Source organism: Exiguobacterium sp. CH10, assembly GCF_018617635.1.
GTDB lineage: Bacteria > Bacillota > Bacilli > Exiguobacteriales > Exiguobacteriaceae > Exiguobacterium > Exiguobacterium aestuarii_A.
In genome coordinates this window covers 583,591-604,133 of record NZ_JACSKO010000001.1, presented here as the reverse complement: position 1 = coordinate 604,133, position 20,543 = coordinate 583,591, and the positions used below count along the sequence as shown (strand labels likewise).

The 20,543-nt window shown below is 50.8% G+C and carries 17 protein-coding genes; 9 read left to right on the top strand and 8 right to left on the bottom strand.

All coding sequences use genetic code 11. The features are described from left to right. Positions 1–5: 5 nt before the first annotated feature. Both KNP04_RS03105 and KNP04_RS03100 read right to left on the bottom strand, forming a co-directional pair. The gene (locus tag KNP04_RS03105) at positions 6–506 is read right to left on the bottom strand and encodes a hypothetical protein (protein ID WP_214874625.1); all 501 of its coding nucleotides are present in this window, start codon (positions 504–506) and stop codon (positions 6–8) included. A gap of 81 nt (positions 507–587) precedes the next feature. Then, on the bottom strand, positions 588–776 hold the full coding sequence (locus tag KNP04_RS03100; protein ID WP_214874624.1) for a hypothetical protein: 189 nt from the start codon (positions 774–776) through the stop codon (positions 588–590). 135 nt (positions 777–911) lie between these two features. Between KNP04_RS03100 and KNP04_RS03095 the strand changes: the two genes are divergently transcribed. Further along, the gene (locus KNP04_RS03095) at positions 912–2,324 is read left to right on the top strand and encodes an NAD-dependent epimerase/dehydratase family protein (protein WP_214874623.1); all 1,413 of its coding nucleotides are present in this window, start codon (positions 912–914) and stop codon (positions 2,322–2,324) included. Between the two features lie 28 nt (positions 2,325–2,352). Here the strand turns inward: KNP04_RS03095 and KNP04_RS03090 are convergent, their stop codons facing one another. After that, positions 2,353–3,006, bottom strand: coding sequence for a hypothetical protein (locus KNP04_RS03090; protein ID WP_214874622.1), 654 nt, complete (start codon positions 3,004–3,006; stop codon positions 2,353–2,355). A 194-nt stretch (positions 3,007–3,200) separates the two neighbouring features. Here KNP04_RS03090 and KNP04_RS03085 point away from each other — a divergent pair, with 194 nt between their 5' ends. Beyond that, positions 3,201–4,757, top strand: a complete 1,557-nt coding sequence (locus KNP04_RS03085) for a SulP family inorganic anion transporter (RefSeq protein ID WP_251129816.1) — start codon at positions 3,201–3,203, stop codon at positions 4,755–4,757. Here KNP04_RS03085 and KNP04_RS03080 read toward each other — a convergent pair. Both KNP04_RS03080 and KNP04_RS03075 read right to left on the bottom strand, forming a co-directional pair. After that, the gene (locus KNP04_RS03080; RefSeq protein WP_214746123.1) at positions 4,754–5,083 is read right to left on the bottom strand and encodes a YolD-like family protein; all 330 of its coding nucleotides are present in this window, start codon (positions 5,081–5,083) and stop codon (positions 4,754–4,756) included. The two genes, KNP04_RS03085 and KNP04_RS03080, sit on opposite strands and share 4 nt — an antisense overlap. After that, the gene (locus KNP04_RS03075; protein WP_214874620.1) at positions 5,080–6,375 is read right to left on the bottom strand and encodes a Y-family DNA polymerase; all 1,296 of its coding nucleotides are present in this window, start codon (positions 6,373–6,375) and stop codon (positions 5,080–5,082) included. Before KNP04_RS03075 ends, KNP04_RS03080 begins: the two co-directional genes overlap by 4 nt. Before the next feature lie 252 nt (positions 6,376–6,627). On the opposite strand from KNP04_RS03075, the gene secA2 reads away from it, so the two are divergent. The 6 genes from secA2 to KNP04_RS03045 all read left to right on the top strand — a co-directional run bounded on the left by secA2 (position 6,628) and on the right by KNP04_RS03045 (position 15,675). Beyond that, on the top strand, positions 6,628–8,994 hold the full coding sequence (secA2, locus tag KNP04_RS03070) for an accessory Sec system translocase SecA2 (protein WP_214874619.1): 2,367 nt from the start codon (positions 6,628–6,630) through the stop codon (positions 8,992–8,994). Beyond that, entirely contained in the window at positions 8,994–9,800 is an 807-nt protein-coding gene (locus KNP04_RS03065; RefSeq protein WP_214874618.1) for an SLAP domain-containing protein, read from the top strand. Before secA2 ends, KNP04_RS03065 begins: the two co-directional genes overlap by 1 nt. A 129-nt stretch (positions 9,801–9,929) precedes the next feature. Then, the gene (locus KNP04_RS03060; protein ID WP_251129814.1) at positions 9,930–12,215 is read left to right on the top strand and encodes a bifunctional 2',3'-cyclic-nucleotide 2'-phosphodiesterase/3'-nucleotidase; all 2,286 of its coding nucleotides are present in this window, start codon (positions 9,930–9,932) and stop codon (positions 12,213–12,215) included. Between the two features lie 175 nt (positions 12,216–12,390). Next, on the top strand, positions 12,391–13,833 hold the full coding sequence (locus KNP04_RS03055; RefSeq protein ID WP_214874617.1) for a carbon starvation CstA family protein: 1,443 nt from the start codon (positions 12,391–12,393) through the stop codon (positions 13,831–13,833). Positions 13,834–13,928: 95 nt separating this feature from the next. Then, positions 13,929–14,600, top strand: a complete 672-nt coding sequence (trhA, locus tag KNP04_RS03050; RefSeq protein WP_074033553.1) for a PAQR family membrane homeostasis protein TrhA — start codon at positions 13,929–13,931, stop codon at positions 14,598–14,600. A gap of 157 nt (positions 14,601–14,757) precedes the next feature. After that, positions 14,758–15,675, top strand: a complete 918-nt coding sequence (locus KNP04_RS03045) for a proline dehydrogenase family protein (protein WP_214874616.1) — start codon at positions 14,758–14,760, stop codon at positions 15,673–15,675. Positions 15,676–15,690: 15 nt separating this feature from the next. Here KNP04_RS03045 and KNP04_RS03040 read toward each other — a convergent pair whose 3' ends face one another. The 3 genes from KNP04_RS03040 to KNP04_RS03030 all read right to left on the bottom strand — a co-directional run bounded on the left by KNP04_RS03040 (position 15,691) and on the right by KNP04_RS03030 (position 17,908). Beyond that, complete coding sequence (locus KNP04_RS03040) at positions 15,691–16,263, bottom strand: YcxB family protein (protein ID WP_214874615.1); 573 nt, start codon at positions 16,261–16,263, stop codon at positions 15,691–15,693. A 70-nt stretch (positions 16,264–16,333) separates the two neighbouring features. Next, on the bottom strand, positions 16,334–16,882 hold the full coding sequence (locus KNP04_RS03035) for a YcxB family protein (protein WP_214874614.1): 549 nt from the start codon (positions 16,880–16,882) through the stop codon (positions 16,334–16,336). Between the two features lie 123 nt (positions 16,883–17,005). Further along, on the bottom strand, positions 17,006–17,908 hold the full coding sequence (locus KNP04_RS03030; RefSeq protein WP_214820570.1) for an SDR family oxidoreductase: 903 nt from the start codon (positions 17,906–17,908) through the stop codon (positions 17,006–17,008). Positions 17,909–18,122: 214 nt separating this feature from the next. Between KNP04_RS03030 and KNP04_RS03025 the strand changes: the two genes are divergently transcribed. Then, a complete protein-coding gene (locus KNP04_RS03025; protein WP_214874613.1) occupies positions 18,123–20,534 on the top strand; it encodes a 3-hydroxyacyl-CoA dehydrogenase/enoyl-CoA hydratase family protein in 2,412 nt (803 codons plus the stop codon). Positions 20,535–20,543: the final 9 nt, after the last annotated feature.

Genomic DNA, 20,543 nt, shown 5'->3' with positions numbered 1-20,543 from the left:
TTTGTTCAGTCAAACACTCGACTGATCCAGCGTTTGAAAAAGGGTTGGCCTAATTGTGTCACACTATGATTATCAAGCTCGACTTCTTCTATTGCCTCATTCGGAGATCTCAATTGAATCGTCATCTCGTCACCAAGCCCAGTCGTTACACCGTTTTGGAATGTAAGATGTCTCGTCACATATGCATTCGCATATAAGAAACCGCCTTTTTCCTCCACTTGCACATCCTGAATTGTATATTGGAACTGCTCGACCCAATCCCGCTGACCGAGGACGAGTCGAACGAGATCATCTTCGTGCGATAGTTTCGTTCGCTCGATATCTTCGAGCGGGGTATGTGCTTCAATTGCTACTCGTTGCGCGTCTAAGATGTCTTTGAAGTGATGTGTCGCAGCTTCTGTCGTCCATGCAGCGGATCCTGTCTTTGACTCTGTCGCATAGTGGAAAAGAACAAACCCAATCAAGGCGAATAACGCCATGGCACTTACTCGTTTGAACTGTTTCATCGTCGTGTTCCCTCCACATGAATTGAAGTCTGTTGGTTACCAATCTTATAACGGGTGATATCGATTTATTCCACTGCTGGTCTATCGACCCGTGATTTGATCAAACCAACTTGCGACCAAGTCCGCGCTGCCATCTTGGAACATAAATATGGATACTCCGATCATCACAAGCCCGACTAAGATCAATCCACCTTGTTTCGCACTACTTGCAATCCCTCGCACGATGAGGAGAATTCCTAACCCAAGTAAAAGAAAATACCAGAAACCCATGAATATCCCTCCTTTTTCTAATTATTCTCATTTTATTACGTATCTAACGGGCAGGCTCTACATACTTAGACTGATTTATCTTTTCGAAAAGACGGGTACATTACTTCTATGTGAAATTGAAGGGGAGTGAGCTTTATGCGGAAAACGATTGTTATAGCGGGGGCGAGCGGCTATATCGGCTCGAACGTGATGGAGCAGCTAAAAGAAGAGTACGACATCATCGCGTTATCGCGATCAACGAAAAATAAAGAAGATGAAGCCCATATCACATGGCGTGCCTGTGACTTATTTTCATATGAGGCAACCAGAGAAGCTTGTGAGGGAGCGGACTACGCCATGTTCCTTGTCCACTCGATGATTCCGGATGGTGGCTTGACGCAGGCGACGTTTGAAGACATGGATGCGCTCATTGCAGACAACTTTGCCCGGGCGACGAAGGCGAACGATATCGAGCAAATCGTCTATTTGAGCGGCATCATTCCGAAACAAAAGAAGACGTTGTCACGTCACTTGAAGAGTCGGCTCGAGGTCGAACGTATCCTCGGCGGACAAGGCGTCCCGGTGACGACGATTCGGGCTGGACTCATCATCGGTCCGGAAGGTTCATCATTCCCGATTTTAGCGAAGCTTGTCAAACGATTGCCGTCGATGATCCTGCCACGCTGGACGAAGACGGAGACACATCCGATTGACATCCGTGAAGCCGTTCAGGCGCTCATCTCGGTCGTCGGTGCCGAGTCGCTTTATGATCGTCATATCGATATCGGGGGTCCCGAGGTGATGACGTATCGGAAGATGATCGAACAGACGGCCGAGGTTATGGACAAGCGTCGCGTTCTGATCGACTTCCCGTTCCCGACAATCAAACTGTCGCGTCTGTGGGTCATGGCCGTCACGGGTGAACCGAAGGCGACCGTCTATCCGCTCGTCGAGAGCATGGGGCATGCGATGGTGGCAGAAGATACCGTGGAAGGCATCGGACAAGGTGAGATTCCATTCAAACAGGCGGTCGAACATGCGCTTGAAGAAGAGGAGAAACAAGCCTCGGGCGACAAGAAGAAAAAGCAGCCGAAGTCATACACCGTCCGCTCGATTCAGCGGTTCGGTCTGCCGCAAGAGAAGTCGGCACTTTGGATGGCGGACACGTACTTTGAGTGGCTCGGTCGTTTTATGTATCCGCTTATTCAGACGACGAAAGAAGACGATGATTGGGAAATCGCGCTGCTCGATCCGTCATTCGTCGCGCTTCATCTATCCCTTGAACGAGAAGCGACGGACGATATGGCATCCTTTGCGATTGACGGGGGTAAGTTCGTTAAACTGAGTGAAGAGAATAAGACGGGACGTCTCGAATTTAGACGATTACCGGAGTCGGATGAAGGACTCGTCGCCATCCATGAGTTCGTACCAGCACTTCCGTGGTGGTTCTATACGAAGACGCAGGCGAAAGCCCATCTCGTCGTTATGTGGTTATTCGGTCGTCACGTGAAGTTGCTGGCGAAAGACGCGAAAGATGGCGATCAAGTCGTAGAGGCTCCGACGAATTGAAGGGAGACGCATCGAAAGGTGCGTCTTTTTATTTTACTTTGATGATGTTAGACGCTACCGTCGGAATGTCATCTCCATTTTGAATGATAAGATAGACGTGTTTTGCTTTAAATGGAGTGTCGTACATGAAGTTTGCTAAGTCCAAGAGAGAGGTATCAAATTCATTGTGAAAGATGACGGAAAATTCAAAAGTAGATACTTCAAATAATAAAGATGCATGTGTATAATCCTTTTTGGATTTTTTCAGCATGTTCTTTTTTGTTTCTTCAATATACGTTGTTGCTTGTTTTTTTAGCTGTTCATAACTTTTTAACCTGGAGCTCCACATACCATGTTCATTTAAAGCGCGCGCAATTTCCACTTCTCGTGGTCCGTTTATGTAAGAACTCACTTCGAACTTTTCTTCAGTCCCGTTTGGATACAGTAGGACAAAGTCATAATTTTGATTTCCAATGATGACTTTCGCTTTAGCGTCTTTTGGAAAATAAGGTGAGAGAGAGAATACATAGGCTGGTACGAATTCCTCTTGAAACTCTTTGAACTTGCCTATGCGCAACCTCGAAATCTCTAAAGCCATGCGATCATCCTTAAGAGCCTGAATCACCTCTTCAAAATAACTTTTCATCTCAGTCGGTGTACGATATTCAGACAAATCCTTTAATATGGCAAACTGTTCTTCCATGAATCATATCTCCTTTGTTACGGCAGGTAATATCAGTTCAACGATTCTAACTTTTATCAGTGTGTGTCTAATGCCTATTGTACCATCTCGTTCTTTGTACATTCTGTTAACGTTTTTCTCAACCCGTTTACAAGCCTTCTTTCCAGGCGTACACTAAACTCGTTTTTGAACTGATTGGAAAGAAGGAATGTATGATGCAAGACTCACTCTCCACACGTGAGATGTGGCAAAAAGATATCTCGGCCGGGGTCACGGTCGGTGTCGTCGCCATCCCGCTCGCCATGGCATTCGCCATCGCCTCAGGCGTCCCACCGGTGTATGGGCTCTACACGTCCATCTTCGCTGGAATCCTCGTCAGCTTGTTCGGGGGTTCGACGTTCCAAATTGCCGGACCGACGGGAGCGTTCATCCCGATTGTCTCGGGTGTCGTTCTCGCATACGGATATGAGGGGTTGCTCGTCACGACTGTCCTCGCTGGTGTGTTACTGCTCCTCATGAGTGTGCTTCGGGTCGGACGGCTCATCCGCTTCATGCCCCGTGCCGTCACCATCGGTTTCACGGCCGGGATTGCCGTCGTCATCTTCGTCGACCAGCTCGATGAGTTGTTCGGGGTCACGTTTGAGAAGGCGCCGCACTTTCATGAAAATCTGCTTCGTCTCGGTCAGGCGTTGCCCGAAGCGTCGATATGGCCGATTGTCATTGCCGGGATCGGCTTTTTGACGCTTTGGCTCGTACCGAAGCTGCCGTTTCGTTTACCGCTCTTACTCATGGCGATGCTTGTCCCGACGTTCGTCAGTCTCCTCATCCCAGATAAAGTCGCGACAATCGGGAGTGCCTACGGCGGCATCCCGAGCGGACTGCCGGAGTTCAACTGGCTCGCCATCGACGTCGACTTGATCACAACGCTCCTTCCGTCTGCGTTCGCGATTGCCTTCCTCGGTGCGCTCGAGTCACTCTTATCGGGAACGGTCGCCGATGGGATGGCGGGCACGAAGATGAAGCCGGACAAGGAACTGTTCGGACAAGGGCTCGCGAACGTGATCACGCCGTTCTTCGGTGGAATCCCCTCGACAGGTGCCATCGCTCGGACGGCGACAAACATTCAAGCGGGAGCGGTCAGCCGACGCGCCGGCGTCATTCACGGTATCACGGTCCTCGTTGCGGTGCTCATCCTCGCACCGTTCGCGAGTTACGTGCCGCTCGCCGCACTCGCTCCAATCTTGATGCGGGTCGCCTGGAACATGTCCGAGCGTCATCACGTGATGGCGATGTTACGTCATCGTTCATCCGAATCGCTCGTCCTTCTCGTCACGCTACTATTGACGGTATTCGTCGATTTGGTCGTCGCCGTCGAGGTCGGGGTCATCTGTGCGCTCGCGCTCTTCGCGAAGCGGATGGCGGATACAATCGACGTGCGTGAACGGACAGAACGGTACGTCACGCGGGACGGACAAATCGTCTTCAGTGTAGAAGGTCCCCTCTTTTTCGGTGCGGTCGAGCTGTTCGAGCACGTCCTCCATCACATCCATCGGGAGCCGAACGTGTTCATCTTCAACTTCCACCGCTGCCCGGTCATCGACGTGACCGCAGTCGAGGAGTTGCGTCGTGTCGTCACCGAACTGAAAGCGGCCGACCGTCACGTCATCTTCGCGCATCTGTCGCCATCGGTCCGTGCGACGCTTGCTCACTATGGACTACTCGATGGGATTGAGACGTTCGAGACAACCCAAGAGGCAATCGAGGCGTCTTAACGAACGGACAAGATGTCACCGAACGGGACGCGCCGTACTTCACCGTCGAACAGTTCGACTTCGCGCTCGGCATAATAGATGGCGTGGACGTAGCCGCGCATGCTTTTTGTCAAGCCGTCCACGAACAAGGTCACCTCGACCTGGTCGCCTTCACGAATGGCGCGTTCGAGCTCGGTCTGCCAGAGATAGAGGAGCTGTTCGTCCAAGTCGGGTAGTTCGATCTTTTGGATTTGGGCATAATAACGTTTCAGTAGGGCGACGTGTTCGGGCATGAGAAATGGGATCCATTTCAATTCACCCCGGTCACGATAGCGGGTCTTGCTCATGAGGAATCGCCTCCTTGTTTGTGTCCGCCAATTAAGTGTTGGCGCGTCCGGAGCGGACTGTCTTTCAGTAAGCTTGACGCCGGTCGAATTGTGCCGCGACCGAACCGGACGTTCAACCCGTCAATCAAATCGAGGAAGTCGAGCCGTTTCGCCTTCGCCCATTCGTCTTCGAAGAACGACAATTGGACGTGGTCGCTCCGTGGCTCGAGTTTGCCGAGTGCGACCGAGACGTAGCGGACGGCCTCGGTCTCTTCCCAGCCGTCTAAAAATAGTTGCAATAAGATGGGTAAAAACTCTTGCTCGTCCGCTGTGAAGCGGGGGAGCTTCTTTTGTTTGCTGAATCCGCCTCGGTCGCTTGTCCGCGTATAGCGTACCCCGAGATGAATCGTACCCCCGACAAGTCCCGCTTGCCGGGTCCGCATTCCGACTTCGACCGCAATCGCTTGTAGGACGAGCCGGATCGAGGAGTACGTCGTGTAATCTTTCATGAGGGTGATCCCGTGTCCGATCGACTTCGGTCGCGTCCGTTTCGCCCCGAACAAGGAGCTCGCCGGCAAGATGGTCGGCGACTCGTCGATGCCCCAGGCGTGATGCCAGAGTTCGGCACCGATGACGCCGAATTTTTCATGAAGAGACTCGAGCGGATAGCGGGCCAAATCACCAATCGTCCAAATACCGAGTCGCTGCAAGTGGACCGCCATCTTCGCCCCGACGCCCCACATCTTCTCGATTGGGGAAGGGTGAATCAGTCGCTCGACGTCGTGGAGAAGACACGTGGCGACCCCTTTCTTTTTCGCATGCAAGTCGAGGACGAGCTTGGCGAGGACGTTGTTCGGTCCGATGCCGATGGTCACAGGGATGCCCGTATAGCGAAAAATCGTCGCGCGCATGAGATGGGCGACGTGCTCGTCACTTCCGAACAGCCGCTCTGTCCCCGTCATGTCGACGAGCGTCTCGTCAATCGAGTAGACACGAATCGCTTCGGGCGGGGCGAACTGATGGAGGATGTGGATGATTTGGATGGAGACGTTCAAGTAATGACTCATCCGCGCCTCGGCATACAAAACGTCCCGTCGTTCGTGCCACGGAAGACGGTCGATGTGGAAGCGACGCGACCCGGTCTTGATGCCGAGCTGCTTCATCTTCGGGGTCGCCGCGAGGACGAGCGCCCCGCTGTCCTGTAGATTCGAGAGGACGACGAGCTTCGTGCGGTAAGGATTTTTGTTGCGCGCGGCACACTCGCAACTGGCATAGAACGAGACGCTGTCGATACAAAAAATTCGTCTGCGCATCGTCACCACTCCTTTTTACGAACAAATGTTCTGTTTTTCTCATCGTAACACGGTCTCACGCCGTCTCAAATAGTGAATTGAAAATATTTTTACAAAGACTTTTTGAAAATTAACCAAAATTTATAGGTTTTTAACATGACAAAAACCAACTTTTAGGAAGTTTTCGTAAAAAAATCTCCGAATTCACTCGATTTTCGTTATAATAGACGAGTATGTAACAGATGAATTGACAGAAAGATGGAGGCTATTAGTGTGATCCAATTTGTAAAACAATTAACGAATGATCAAAGCCGGCGTTTGAAAGCGTACGAACGACGGGTCGCGCGAATCAACGACTTAGAGACAACGATGCAAGCACTCTCGGATGACGAGATGCGTACATATACGGAGACGCTCAAAGCACGTCTCTTAGATGGAAAGAAAGTCGATGACATCGCCGAAGAAGGGTTCGCCCTCGTCCGCGAAGCATCGGTCCGCGTGCTCGGGATGCGTCATTACGACGTCCAGCTCATTGGTGGATTCGCCCTTCTCGAAGGAAACATCTCGGAGATGCCGACAGGGGAAGGGAAGACGCTCGTCGCTGCTTTGCCGAGTTACGTCAAGGCGCTTGAAGGAAAAGGCGTCCACGTCATCACCGTGAACGATTATTTGGCGAGACGTGACGCCGAACAAATCGGTAAAATTCATGACTTCCTCGGTTTGACGGTTGGCTTGAACGTGCCGGACATCGAACCAGACGAGAAGCGCGCCGCTTATCAAGCGGATATCACGTACGGGGTCGGGACCGAGTTCGGGTTCGACTATTTGCGTGACCACCTTGTCGGGAAGCCGGAAGAACGCGTCCAGCGCCCGTTCCATTTCGCTCTCGTCGACGAAGTGGACAGCATCTTGATCGATGAGGCGAAGACGCCGCTCATCATCGCACAAAAGGACCGCTCGCACATCCGCTTGAAACAGCTCGCACAACAAGTCATCTCGAACTTTGAAGAGACGGACTATGAAGTCGATTTGGAATCGAAGGCGGCCTCGTTCACCGAAGCGGGAATTACCAAGATCGAAGAGTTGTTCGCCATCGACAACTTGTTCAGTGCGTCGCATCAGGTGCTCTATCACTATCTCGTCCAGGCGCTCCGTGCGAACGTGTTGTTCGAACTCGATGTCGACTATATCGTCCGTGACGACAAGATCGAGCTGATCGACTTGTTCACGGGACGTATCATGGAAGGACGTAGTCTCTCGGAAGGATTGCATCAGGCGCTTGAGGCGAAAGAAGGCGTCACGATCACCGAGGAGAACAAGACGACGGCGGAGATCACGATCCAGCATTACTTCCGCATGTATCCGCTCGTCGGCGGGATGACGGGGACGGCACAGACGTCACGCCAAGAGTTCTTGAAAACGTACAACATGGACGTCGTGCAAGTGCCGACGAACCGTGAACGGAAACGAATCGACCATCCGGACCGTATCTTCATGACGATCGAGCAGAAGTATGCGGCCGTGACGGAAAAAGTCGACGAATTGCATGCGATGGGACGTCCGGTCTTGATCGGAACGACATCGATCGCGCAATCCGAGGCGATCAGCAAACATTTGAAGAAGAAACGGATCAAACATGACGTGTTGAATGCGAAGACGGTCGCACAAGAAGCCGACATCATCGCCGACGCCGGACAGTTCGGGAAAGTGACGATCGCGACGAACATGGCGGGACGCGGAACGGACATCATGCTCGATGCGAAGTCGAAAGCAGCAGGTGGACTATTCGTCGTCGGAACGGAACGTCATGAGTCGCAACGTGTCGACAACCAGCTTCGTGGACGCTCTGGGCGCCAAGGTGACCCAGGGGAGACTGAGTTCTTCGTCTCGCTCGAAGATGAGATTGTGAAACGATATGCTACACAAAAACTAGAACGCGTCGAGAAGAAACTGAAGCCGAACGCGACCGGTGAGATCTCGTCAAAAGAAGCGATCGATGTGGTGGAATACGCCCAGACGACGATTGAAGGAATCGGCGTATCGATCCGCGACTACTTGTTCAAGCTCGATGACGTCTTGAACGAACAACGGAACATCATCTATACGATTCGCGACCAGGCCGTCAATGCCGATGCGGATGCCATCACGAAAAACGTGCTCAGCATGATGCGTCTCGCCCTTGAGAACAGTATCGACATGCACGTCTCGGACGAACTCGTTCCAGAAGAATGGCCAGTCGCCGAATTGAAAGAAGACTTGCGCTATTTGACGATGCAAGAGCCGACTTGGTCGAATGACATCGCGGATACGTACGAGTTGAAAGAAGCATTAAAGGATTGGATGGAAGAAATCATCCAAAAAACAGAAGCGCGCCTTACGCGAGAAGACGTCGTCTTATTCACGAAAGAGTCGCTCCTTCGTGCCCTTGATACGAAATGGACGGACCACTTGACGATGATGAGTGGATTGAAAGAAGGAATCGGTCTACGGAGCTATGCCCAAGAAGATCCAAGTCGTCTCTTCAGCAAAGAAGGGTTGGACATCTTCGAACAGACGTATGTCAACATCGCCCGTGACGTGACGGTAGAACTATGCCAGCTCGACCTGTACTTCGTTGAGACGGCAGAGGAGGAAGTGTAATGTTAGGATTTCGTAAGCGAAAACAAATCGAGACAGGCAAAACGGAAGAAGGGCGTCAGTTGACGCTCGTCTTCGATGATGAGATGGGAATCCCGAAAGAAGATGAGTACGTCTTCCGTTATCATGCGAAACGACTCCCGGCACTCCTCGACAACCAGCTCTCAATCGAACTGTTGAGCGCAGAGTCGCTCGGTCAGGACTTGTCGATTGTCGCGTTGTTCCGCAACACGCTCCCGAGTTCGTTTGAAATCAACGAACTTCCGGTCTTGTTGCTCGACGCGAACAACATGCCGCTCGGACGAAAAGTATTGGAACGTTCGGCGCTCCCGAACTTCGAGCCGTGGACGAGTAAGCCCGTCTACCTCGATTTCCTTCAAGATGAATTGTTTGGCGAGATCGATCCGTCATCACCACTTCGTCTCGTCTTCCAAATGAACCCGATCGACGCGATCCAAGCCATCTCACGTGAGGCGATGGAACAGTTCTCGCCAGGGGCGTGGCAACAAGTGATGCGCACGAACGTTGCGACACCACCGGTCGGGGAAGACGAGTTTAACATGATGCTCGTCGCCGTCGAACAAGACGAGACGCGTGTCACAACGACGCTCCTTCTCCGAAACGGCTATGCCCACGATTTAAATGTGGAACAACTCCCACTCGAACTTATGAGTGGAGAAGAAGTTGTCGGTCTCACGACAATCCGTCTTGAGAACCCGGTCCACAGCAAACATGCCTACCCGATTTCCGTCACGTTCGAGAACGTGGAAGGGGACGGTCCGTTCACCGTACGGATTAAACGCTCATAAGACGAAAGACCTAATTTCTGTAAAGGAAATTGGGTCTTTTTTATACAAAATTTTAATAGAAGGTCAACGAGGCTGGTGTTATATTGAGTATGGTTAGACACTTATCAACCAGACAAAGGGGACAATCACATGAAAAGTGCATTAAAATGGTCGATCGCGACCGCGCTCGTGTTACCAACCGTTTTACCGCTACAGGCACCAAACGTTTTGGCAGAAGTCGACGAGGATATCGTCAAGCTCCGTTTCTTAGAGACGACAGACTTACATACGAACATCACGAACTATGACTACTTCCAAGACAAGGTCGACAACACGATCGGGTTGACGAAAGTCGCGACACTCATCAATGAACATCGTACAGCCGCTGGGGAATCGAACACGTTCTTGTTCGATAACGGCGATACGATTCAAGGGACACCATTTGGCGACTATGTTCGTGAGCTTCAAGCTGGGAAAAATGAAGCGTTCGAACATCCGATGTATCAAGCGATGGCAGCACTCAACTATGACGCCGTCACACTCGGGAACCACGAATTCAACTTCGGGCTCGAATTCTTGTACAACGCGATGGAAGGATCAAAAGGGAAGCTCCGTTTCGTCAACTCGAACGTCAAGGACTTAGAAGGCAACCCAATCGTCTCGAAGTTCAACGTGGATGGACAAGAGGTCCAAATCATCGAACGGACGGTCACAGACTTGGACGGGGAAACACATACAATCAAAGTCGGTGTGTTCGGTGTCGTGCCGCCGAAAATCATGTCATGGGATTCAGGGAACCTACAAGGCCGCGTGACGGCAGAGGACATCATCCCATCGGCACGTGAATCGGTTCAAAAATTGAAAGACCAAGGAGCGGACGTCGTCGTCGCGCTCGCGCACTCAGGCATCGGCGAAAGTGCAGCACTTGCGGACGAACAACTCGACAGCGAAGAGAACGTCGGATATGCGCTCACGAAGATTGATGGGCTCGACATGGTCATGACGGGGCACCAGCACGGTCGCTTCCCAGATGCGAAAGGTATGTTCGCTTCGTTCCCGAACGTCGATATGGCAAAAGGGACGATCAACGGCAAACCGGTCGTCATGGCGAACAACCAAGGGAAAGACCTCGGTGTCATCGATTTCGAACTCGAACTCGTCGACGGCAAATGGCAGATTCTTGACGCATCAGCCACGCTCGACACGGTGACAGCTGATACGACGGTCGACCCGACAATTCAGGCGTTGATCGAAGACGACCACTTGGCGACAATCGACTACATCAACCAGCCGGTTGGTCAGATTCAAGACGATATTCAAAGCTACTTCGCGCTCGTCCGTGACGATGCATCGGTCCAGTTCGTGACGAACGCACAGAAATGGTACGTCGAGAAAGAACTCGAGACGAACCCGGAGCTTTCACCTTATAAAGGTCTGCCACTCTTGTCGGCAGGGGCACCGTTCAAAGCGGGCGGTCGTGAGTTGACGGACGCGAGCTATTACACGAACATCCCCAAAGGTCAAATCGCCTTGAAGAACGTGGCGGACTTATATGTTTATCCGAACACGCTTGAAGTCGTCAAAGTGACAGGGAAAGACGTCATGGACTGGCTCGAGATGTCAGCGGGGGCATATGACCAAATCGAGACAGATGGGGAAAACCTCCTCAACCTCCAGTTCCGTAGCTATAACTTCGACGTCCTCGACGGCTTGACGTATGAGATCGATGTCACAGGTCCGGCGAAGTTCGATGTCGGCGGGAAGCTCGTCAACGAGAACGCCAACCGTGTGAAGAACGTCGAGTATAACGGTCAACCGATCACGATGGACCAAGAGTTCTTGGTCGCGACGAACAACTATCGTGCCGGTTCGTCTTCATTCCCAGGTCTCGGTGGCGGGAAGAACATCGTCTATCGCTCAGCGTATGAGACACGTAACGTCATCTCGGACTATATCGTGTCGAGTGGCAGCAACTTGGACTATAAAGCCGACAACAACTGGAAGATTGTCGCGGACGCGAAACGTTCTGTGACATTTGAGACAGCAGATGCCGGCAAGCAGTACTTGAACCTTTACGAAGGCATCGAAGCGACAGACGCGACTCGTGCGGACGCAGCGGGGCGTCTCTTCCGGACGTATACGCTCGGTCTCGAGCCGACAGCACCAGAGTTCGTGTTAAACCTCACAGTGGATACGATCAAACCGGGCTCAAAACGCGTGACGGGAATGACGGCTCCTGGAGCAGACGTGACGCTTCGCGACGGCAATCGTGTATTGGCTCAGACGGTCGCAAATGAGAACGGAGAATATGTACTGTCTGTCAAACCGCTCAAGCTTCGCCAAACAGTCGAAGTCGTCAGTGAAAAAGACGGTCAGACGAAGTCGGAAATGAAAGTCGTCGGTGCCGGCCACGTCGGTGAACCAGCGCTTCGTTAATTGGAAATGAGCTTCCTGAATGGAGGCTCATTTTTTGTGGCAAAAATGTGAATGAAAACCCTTACATTCCATGGATTCTTCTTGTATAATCAATCATGTAATCGGTTACATGACACATGTAAACCGAAGAGCTGGCGGGGATCAGCTACATATGGACGGAAAAGGGGACTGACAGATGATTACATTCTTTGTCGCACTCGCACTACTTTTGGTCGGGTATTTGGTATATGGTCGTTACGTCGAGAAGACGTTCGGCATCAAGGAAGAGCGGACGACGCCCGCTTACGCTTCCCAGGACGGCATCGATTACGTGCCGATGGGTAAAAAGCGGAACTCGATGATTCAATTACTGAACATCGCCGGTGTCGGACCAATCTTTGGACCGATCATGGGGGCGCTCTACGGACCGGTCGCGTTTCTTTGGATCGTCTTCGGGTCGATTTTTGCCGGGGCGGTACACGACTATTTGACAGGAATGATTTCCCTTCGGAATAACGGGGCACACTTGCCACAACTAGCGGAGAAGTTCCTCGGACGCTCGCTCCGTCATATCGTCAACGGATTCGCACTTTTACTTCTTTTACTCGTCGGAACAGTGTTCGTCACGTCTCCGAGTAACATGATCAACAACTTGTTTGATGGAAACGCATCGACGCTCATGTTCGTCATCTTCGGTGTGTTCGCCTACTATATCTTGGCGACGCTCCTTCCGGTCGATAAGATCATCGGACGCATATACCCGTTCTTTGGGGCACTACTCGTCGTCAGTGCTATCGGGATCGCGGTCAGCTTGTTCGCACAAGGTTACCAAATCCCAGAAATGACATTGACGAACATGCATCCGGACGGCTTGCCGATCTGGCCGCTCCTCTTCTTCACGATTTCGTGTGGGGCGCTCTCTGGCTTCCATGCGACACAGTCGCCGATCATCTCGCGGACGACGATGAAAGAAAGCAACGGCCGTGAAATCTTTTACGGTATGATGATCGCGGAAGCCGTCATCGCCATGATTTGGGCTGGGGCTGCGATGGCCATCTTCGAGCCAGGTGAATTGCTCGGACTCATCAACTCAGGGACGCCGGCACTCGTCGTCCAAGAAGTGGCGACACTCATGCTCGGTAGCATCGGTGGAACGCTCGCGATTCTCGGTGTCATCGTCTTGCCGATCACATCAGGCGACACGGCATTCCGTAGCGCCCGTATGATCATCGCGGACTACTTGTCGATCGCGCAGAAGAAGTTCTCGTCACGCCTCTGGATCGCACTGCCACTCTTCGCGATCTCATACGTGCTCACGAACATGGACTTCCAGATGCTCTGGCAATACTTCAACTGGGCGAACCAGACGACGGCGGTCATCGCACTGTTCGTCGGGGCGATGTACCTGTATATTAAAGGACGCAACCACTACATCGCGCTCCTTCCAGGGACGTTCATGTTGTATGCGGTCTGGTTCTATATTTTGACGGCACCAATCGGATTCAAACTGGACGGGGTCCTTCCGTATGTCATTTCGACACTCGGGACGTTGACGTTGCTCGTCTTGTTCCACAAGCGGGCACGCGCGATGCGGGCTGCACAAATGGAATGTGACGTTCCGGTGAAAGAAGTCGCATAATCTCGACACGGGCTAATCGGTAGCCCGTGTTTTCGATTGCGTTTAAATCGGGAAATGTCCATACTAGAGGGAACAGTTATGGAAGGTGGGAGCATATGAAACAAGAACAACTCAAAGAGATGCTCCATGCCGACACGCTCGGGGAAGAGATCGCGAGCGCGATCACGCACGGCTTAGGAGTCATCTTCAGCATCGTCGCCCTCGTCTTACTCGTCATGAGTGCGACGGAAAGTGGGAGCACGTGGAACGTTACGGCGGTCAGCGTGTTCGGGGCATCGATGATTTTACTCTACTTATTCTCGACGCTCATGCACGCCATCCCGCATCCACGAGCGAAGCGGGTGCTGCAAGTGTTTGACCATGCGGGGATTTACTTACTCATCGCCGGAAGCTATACGCCGTTTGCTCTTGTGACGCTTCACGGGACGCTCGGCTGGACGTTATTCGGGATTGTATGGGGAGTGGCGATTCTCGGAATCATCTGGAAACTATTTTCGACCGGGAAGTACATGTGGGTGTCAAACGTGACATACCTCGCACTCGGCTGGATCTGCATCATTGCCATCCGTCCGCTCTATGAATCACTCGGGCATCAAGGGTTCATGCTTCTCCTCGCAGGAGGGATTGCCTATTCGGTCGGAATCGTGTTTTATGTGTGGCAAAAACTGCCGTTCAACCATGCGATTTGGCACTTATTCGTCCTAGCGGGAAGTGTGTTCATCTTCCTCAGTATTTTACTCTATGTCGCACCTTCGACAAGCCTATAAGACAGCCGTCCTACGGGGCGTCTGTCTTTTTTGAAAAGTTGGGAAGAAAGTGCTGCAAACGGTTACAAAAATACAGACGAATTGACGTTTGTGTGTCATAATAATTGCAGACATCATCATAGAGATAGATGGGTGTAAAAGTAAGGGGGAAAATCAGATGGAAAAAGTGTTGCGCGATGGATTTATCTACATGTCACAAAACAAAACACTCAACAGTTTGGCAAAGAAATATGGCCTACGATTTGGTGCATCACGCTTTGTAGCAGGGGAAGACTTTAAGGCTTCCGTTCCGACGATTCGCGAATTGAACGCGAAAGGGTTGTCGGTCACGGTCGACCACCTCGGGGAATTTATTAAGACGGTCGAAGAAGCGAATACGAATCGTGACGAAATCATTCGTGCGATTGAAATTATGGCAGAAGAACAATTAGACGCCTATATGTCCCTTAAATTGACGTCACTCGGATTCGACATCTCAGACGAGTTGATTGAAGACAACATGCGTCAAATCCTAACGGTCGCACGAGAAGTAGGGGTCTTTGTGGCCATCGATATGGAAGATGAGCAGCGTTGTGAGAAGACGCTCGAGTTGTTCAAGAAGCTGAAGGGTGAATTTGATGGTCTCGGAACGGTCATCCAGTCGTACTTGTACCGCTCGGAAGATGACATCAATCACCTCGCACCGCTCAAGCCGAACCTCCGGATTGTCAAAGGGGCATATAAAGAGCCGGCGACGGTCGCGTTCCCTGAAAAAGAGGACGTCGACCATAACTACGTGAAGCTCGTCAAACTCCATCTTGCGAACGGAAACTACGCATCCATCGCGACACACGATGACCATATGATTGACGCCGTCATCGAGCACGTCAAAGAAAACAACATCCCACTCGACCAGTTCGAGTTCCAGATGCTATACGGCATCCGCGTCGAGCGTCAACTCGAGCTCGTACGCCAAGGCTATAAAGTCCGCGTCTACGTGCCATACGGCCGTGACTGGTACGGTTACTTCATGCGCCGCCTCGCGGAGCGTCCGGCGAACGTGGCGTTCGTATTAAAAGGAATGGTGAAGAAATAAAACAAGCACACGAGTTCACGTTGAACTTGTGTGCTTTTCTGTGTGTAGATGTTTTTCGAGTATCCGATCGATTTCACTTTGTTCGACTTCGGTAATCCCATCTTTCATTTTCGGGATAATCAAAGCTTCATCCTCTTCATAATAAAGGAAGCGATACGACTCGTCTTGATATACGCGAAGAATAGATGTCCAAGTAACTTGTGTCGTACGGTGGATACTACCGCGAACGGCTTGCATTTCGACGTGAGTTTCAGAAAACTGAAGCTTAATGTCTTTTGGCCAAACGTTCTGTTTTTTGAGGATGCGACGGATCTGCCAAAGGTAGAGTGGGGCATGTAAATCTTTAAACAGCGGTCTAAGTAATAGGGCGAACAACATCCCAATTCCAAATGTGATCAACAATCGTGTCATCGTCGATTCGAGATTAGGAAATAATAAGATTGTAGCAATGAACCCAAGCGCGAATAGCGGAATATTCATATATTTCAACCATACGCTGCGAATTCGTTTATGTTGATCAGAATGGTGAATCATGTCGTTTTGGAAAGCTGAAAAATCTTCAAGCGTCAGTTTGTACGTGGTGACCATAACATCTGCTCCTTTGTAGTTTGTCATATGCATGTATGTCTAGGGAGTATTGAACCTTGAATATAGTTGCTTAGAGAGTGATATTTAAGTATTTTTGTAACAAGTGATTGATGGTTGTTTGATTAGTCTCACTCAACTTTCGCTTCGGTATAATAATTGCTTCCGTCGCTTCGATGTATAGATAATAGTTGATTTCGTCTTCACTTACTCTTTCAATTGCTTTCCATGAGACTCGAACCTGTTTATTGACGGCGTTGTGGAGAGAGTTGACTTCAATTCCGTTCTCATAAATTGATAATGTCAAGTCACGTGGCCATTTCGATTCCTGTCGAAATATGGAACGCAATAGTTTCAGCCTAATTGTAAAATGCACTTTCTTGAAGAAAGGGAACAAGAGAAGCGGTGCTACAACAGCGGTACCGACAGCGAGTATGAGGATGATGGCGGCGGACATTGTTTCAGGTAACAAGGTGATTGCGAGGGCAAATCCATAAAAAGCTGTCAGCAACATGAGCACAATCGTGATAAGTAAAGATTTCCGTTTTTCCGAAACCGAGTTTTCAATAAAATTTTTTTGTAGCATGAAAAAATCATTTTTTGTCAATTGATAATGAATCATCTATCACTAACTCCTTCCTTTCATCTGATTAACGAAGTAATATCTGTTAACCACTGTATCATGTAGTGGATTAATTTCCCATAAAAACAGACTCAGTACCTGATGACTGAGCCTGTTTCAAAATTATCCATTAATCACTGTACCACCATTGACGTGAATGACTTGACCACTGACGTACGTCGAGTCATCGCTTGCAAGATAGACATAGGCCGGTGCGAGTTCGGCCGGTTGCCCCGGACGTTTCATACCGGAAGAGTCCCCGAACGATTTGACCTTCTCCGCATCGAACGTCGATGGGATGAGCGGTGTCCAAATCGGTCCGGGGGCGACCCCGTTGACGCGAATCTTTTTGTCCGCCAAGTTTTTGGCGAGCGAGCGGGTGAACGCGGTGATCGCGCCTTTCGTCGACGCATAGTCAATTAGCTGATCGTTTCCTTCATATGCCGTAATCGAGGTCGTATTGATGATGCTGGCTCCTTCTTTTAAATAAGGGAGCGCGGCTTTCGTTAAGTAAAACATGCTGAAGATGTTCGTGCGGAACGTCTTCTCGAGTTGTTCGTCCGAGATGTCGAGAAGTGATTCCTGCGGATGCTGCTCGGCGGCGTTATTGACGAGGATGTCGATATGACCGAACGTCTCGAGCGTCTCCTCGACGATTCGTTGACAGAAAGAAGATTCCCCGAGGTCTCCTTGGAGCAAGAGACAGGCTTGGCCCAAGTCTTCAATCCGTTCTTTCGTCGCTTCCGCGTCCTCGAGCTCGTTTTGGTCCTTATAAACGATGACCGAGTTCGCACCTTCATGGGCGAAGAAGATGGCGACCGATTTCCCAATCCCGGAATCCCCGCCGGTGATGATCGCGACCTTGTCTTTTAACTTGTCACTTCCCTTATAGTCTTCCCGTTCATAGATCGGGAAGGGCTCCATCTTCGAATCGATTCCTGGTTGGTGCGCCTGTTCTTGTGCGTCCTTTTTAAACGACTCAAAATCCTTTCGACTACCTGCAGTGTTCAGACGATTATCGCGCATGCGTACATTCCCCTTTCTGAATTTGACTCTTTTTGTCTATACCACATCGATTGAAAACTAATCGTTCAATCAAAAAATGGAATGAAATTGAAAAATGAACGCTTGCGAATGAATGTTCATTCATTTATGATAGAAGAGTAAACACGATGGTGATTGCGATTTTTTTTACGCGTGAAATGAATCACTATTCATTCTCATTTTAGGGGGGAACACTATGACGAGTCACATCGAACAATCAACCGACCTCCGTTTGACGAACTCAATTCGTTTTGCGGTCGTCATCGGTTCAGGAGTAATGGGGGCGGGGATTGCGGCTCACTTGGCGAACGCGGGGATTCGTTCGCTCATGCTCGACATCGTACCACGTGAATTGACAGCAAAAGAGGAAGCGAAAGGGTTGACGCTTGAGTCACCAGAAGTACGAAATCGCATCGCCTCAGAAAACCGTCAGAAGCTATTGAAACAAAATCCGGCACCACTTGCGACAGCCGACCATCTCAACTTCATCGAAGTCGGGAACTTAGAAGATGATTTAGAGCGTTTGAAAGAAGCGGACTGGGTCATCGAAGTCGTCGTCGAGCGCCTCGATGTGAAGCAACAGCTCTTCGAGAAGATTGCACCTTACATCCGTGAAGATGCGATCCTCAGCTCGAACACGTCAGGGATCTCCATCGAAGCGATGGCAAGTGCCCTTCCGGAAGGATTGAAATCACGCTTCCTCGGAACGCACTTCTTCAACCCACCGCGCTACTTGAAGTTGCTCGAACTCATCCCGACGGAGAAGACAGCACGCCCGGTCATCGACTTCATGTCACGCTTCGCGGAAGACCGACTCGGGAAAGGTGTCGTCGAAGCCAAAGACACGCCGAACTTCATCGGTAACCGAATCGGGACATACGGTCTCCTCGTCACGTTCGAAGAGATGCTCAAGCAAAACGCGTCAATCGGAGAGATGGATTCAATCACAGGTCCACTCATCGGTCGCCCGAAATCAGCGACGTTCCGCACACTCGATGTCGTCGGAATCGACACGTTCGTCCACGTGGCGGGTAACGTCTACGAGACGCTCGAAGCTGGGGAAGAGAAGGACACGTTCGACGTCCCTTCAGAAATGAAGCAACTCGTGGAAAAAGGTTGGATCGGACAGAAAGCCGGTCAAGGTTTCTATAAGAAAGAAGGAAAGGTCATTCAGGAATTGAATCTTCAAACGTTCGAATACGAACAATTGAAAGCGATTACAGGTCCTGAGCTCGATCAAATCAAATCACTTCCTGGTTCGAAAGCGAAGTTGAAAGGTGCCATCTTGAACAAAGGTCGCGTCGGACAACTGCTCTGGCCAATCACGGCGAAGACGCTCGCTTACTCGGGGCGTCTTACTGGAGAGATTGCAGACACAATCGTTGCGATTGACGATGCGATGAAGTGGGGCTTCGGTTGGAAATTCGGACCGTTCGAAATGTGGGATGCCCTCGGTGTTGAAAAATCAGTCGAACGTATGAAAGCGGAAGGATACGACGTCCCGGCATGGATCGATGAGATGCTTGCTGCAGGTAACACGTCATTCTATAAGGGAGACCAGTATTACGATAAAGCGTCGAAGGCGTATGTCGAGAAGACCGTCAACCCGAAAGAATTGAAACTCAAGCCACTCGCAAAATCAAACGGCATCATCTTAGAGAACGGTGGGGCACGCCTCGTCGATATCGGCGATGACGTCGTCGCACTCGAATTCACATCACCAAACAACGCAATCGGTGTCGACATCATGCAGATGATCGAACAGTCGATTGATCGTGTCGAGAAAGACTTCAAAGGAATGGTTCTCGCGAACGACGGCAAGAACTTCTGTGTCGGCGCGAACCTTGCGATGATGCTCATGGAAGCAGAAGACGAGAACTGGTTCGAACTCGATTGGATCATCAACAAGTTCCAACAAGTCGTTCAAAAGATTCGTTATTCAAGTCGCCCGGTCGTCGCCGCACCATACGGCATGACGCTCGGTGGCGGAACGGAAATCAGCTTACCGGCAGCACGTATGCAAGCTGCGCTGGAGACATACATGGGTCTCGTCGAAGTCGGTGTCGGTCTCATCCCAGGTGGGGGCGGAAATGTCAACACGTATCGTCGTCTCCTTGAACAGACGCCAAAATCGATGCAAAACATCGAGAAGGCGGCGCAACAGACGTTCGAGAACATCGCGATGGCGAAAGTATCGAAGTCGGCATTTGATGCGAAGACACTCGGTTACCACCGTGCAGTCGACGGGATCTCGATGAACCGTGATCACTTGACGTTCGATGCGAAACAGACGGTACTTGAACTTGCCGATGGGTATACGGCACCGGTTCGTGAGAAATTGCCAGTCGTCGGTCAAACGGGTAAAGCGACGCTCGAACTCGCGGCGTATGAAATGTTCTACGGCGGTTATATTTCAGAGCATGATTTGAAGATTGCGAAGAAACTCGCACATGTCATCAGTGGTGGCGATTTGGCGTACGGTACGCTCGTCGACGAACAGTACTTCCTCGACATCGAGCGTGAAGCCTTCTTGAGCCTCATCGGGGAGCCGAAGTCACAACAACGGATGCAACATATGCTCGTGAAAGGCAAACCACTACGGAACTGATAAAGGGGG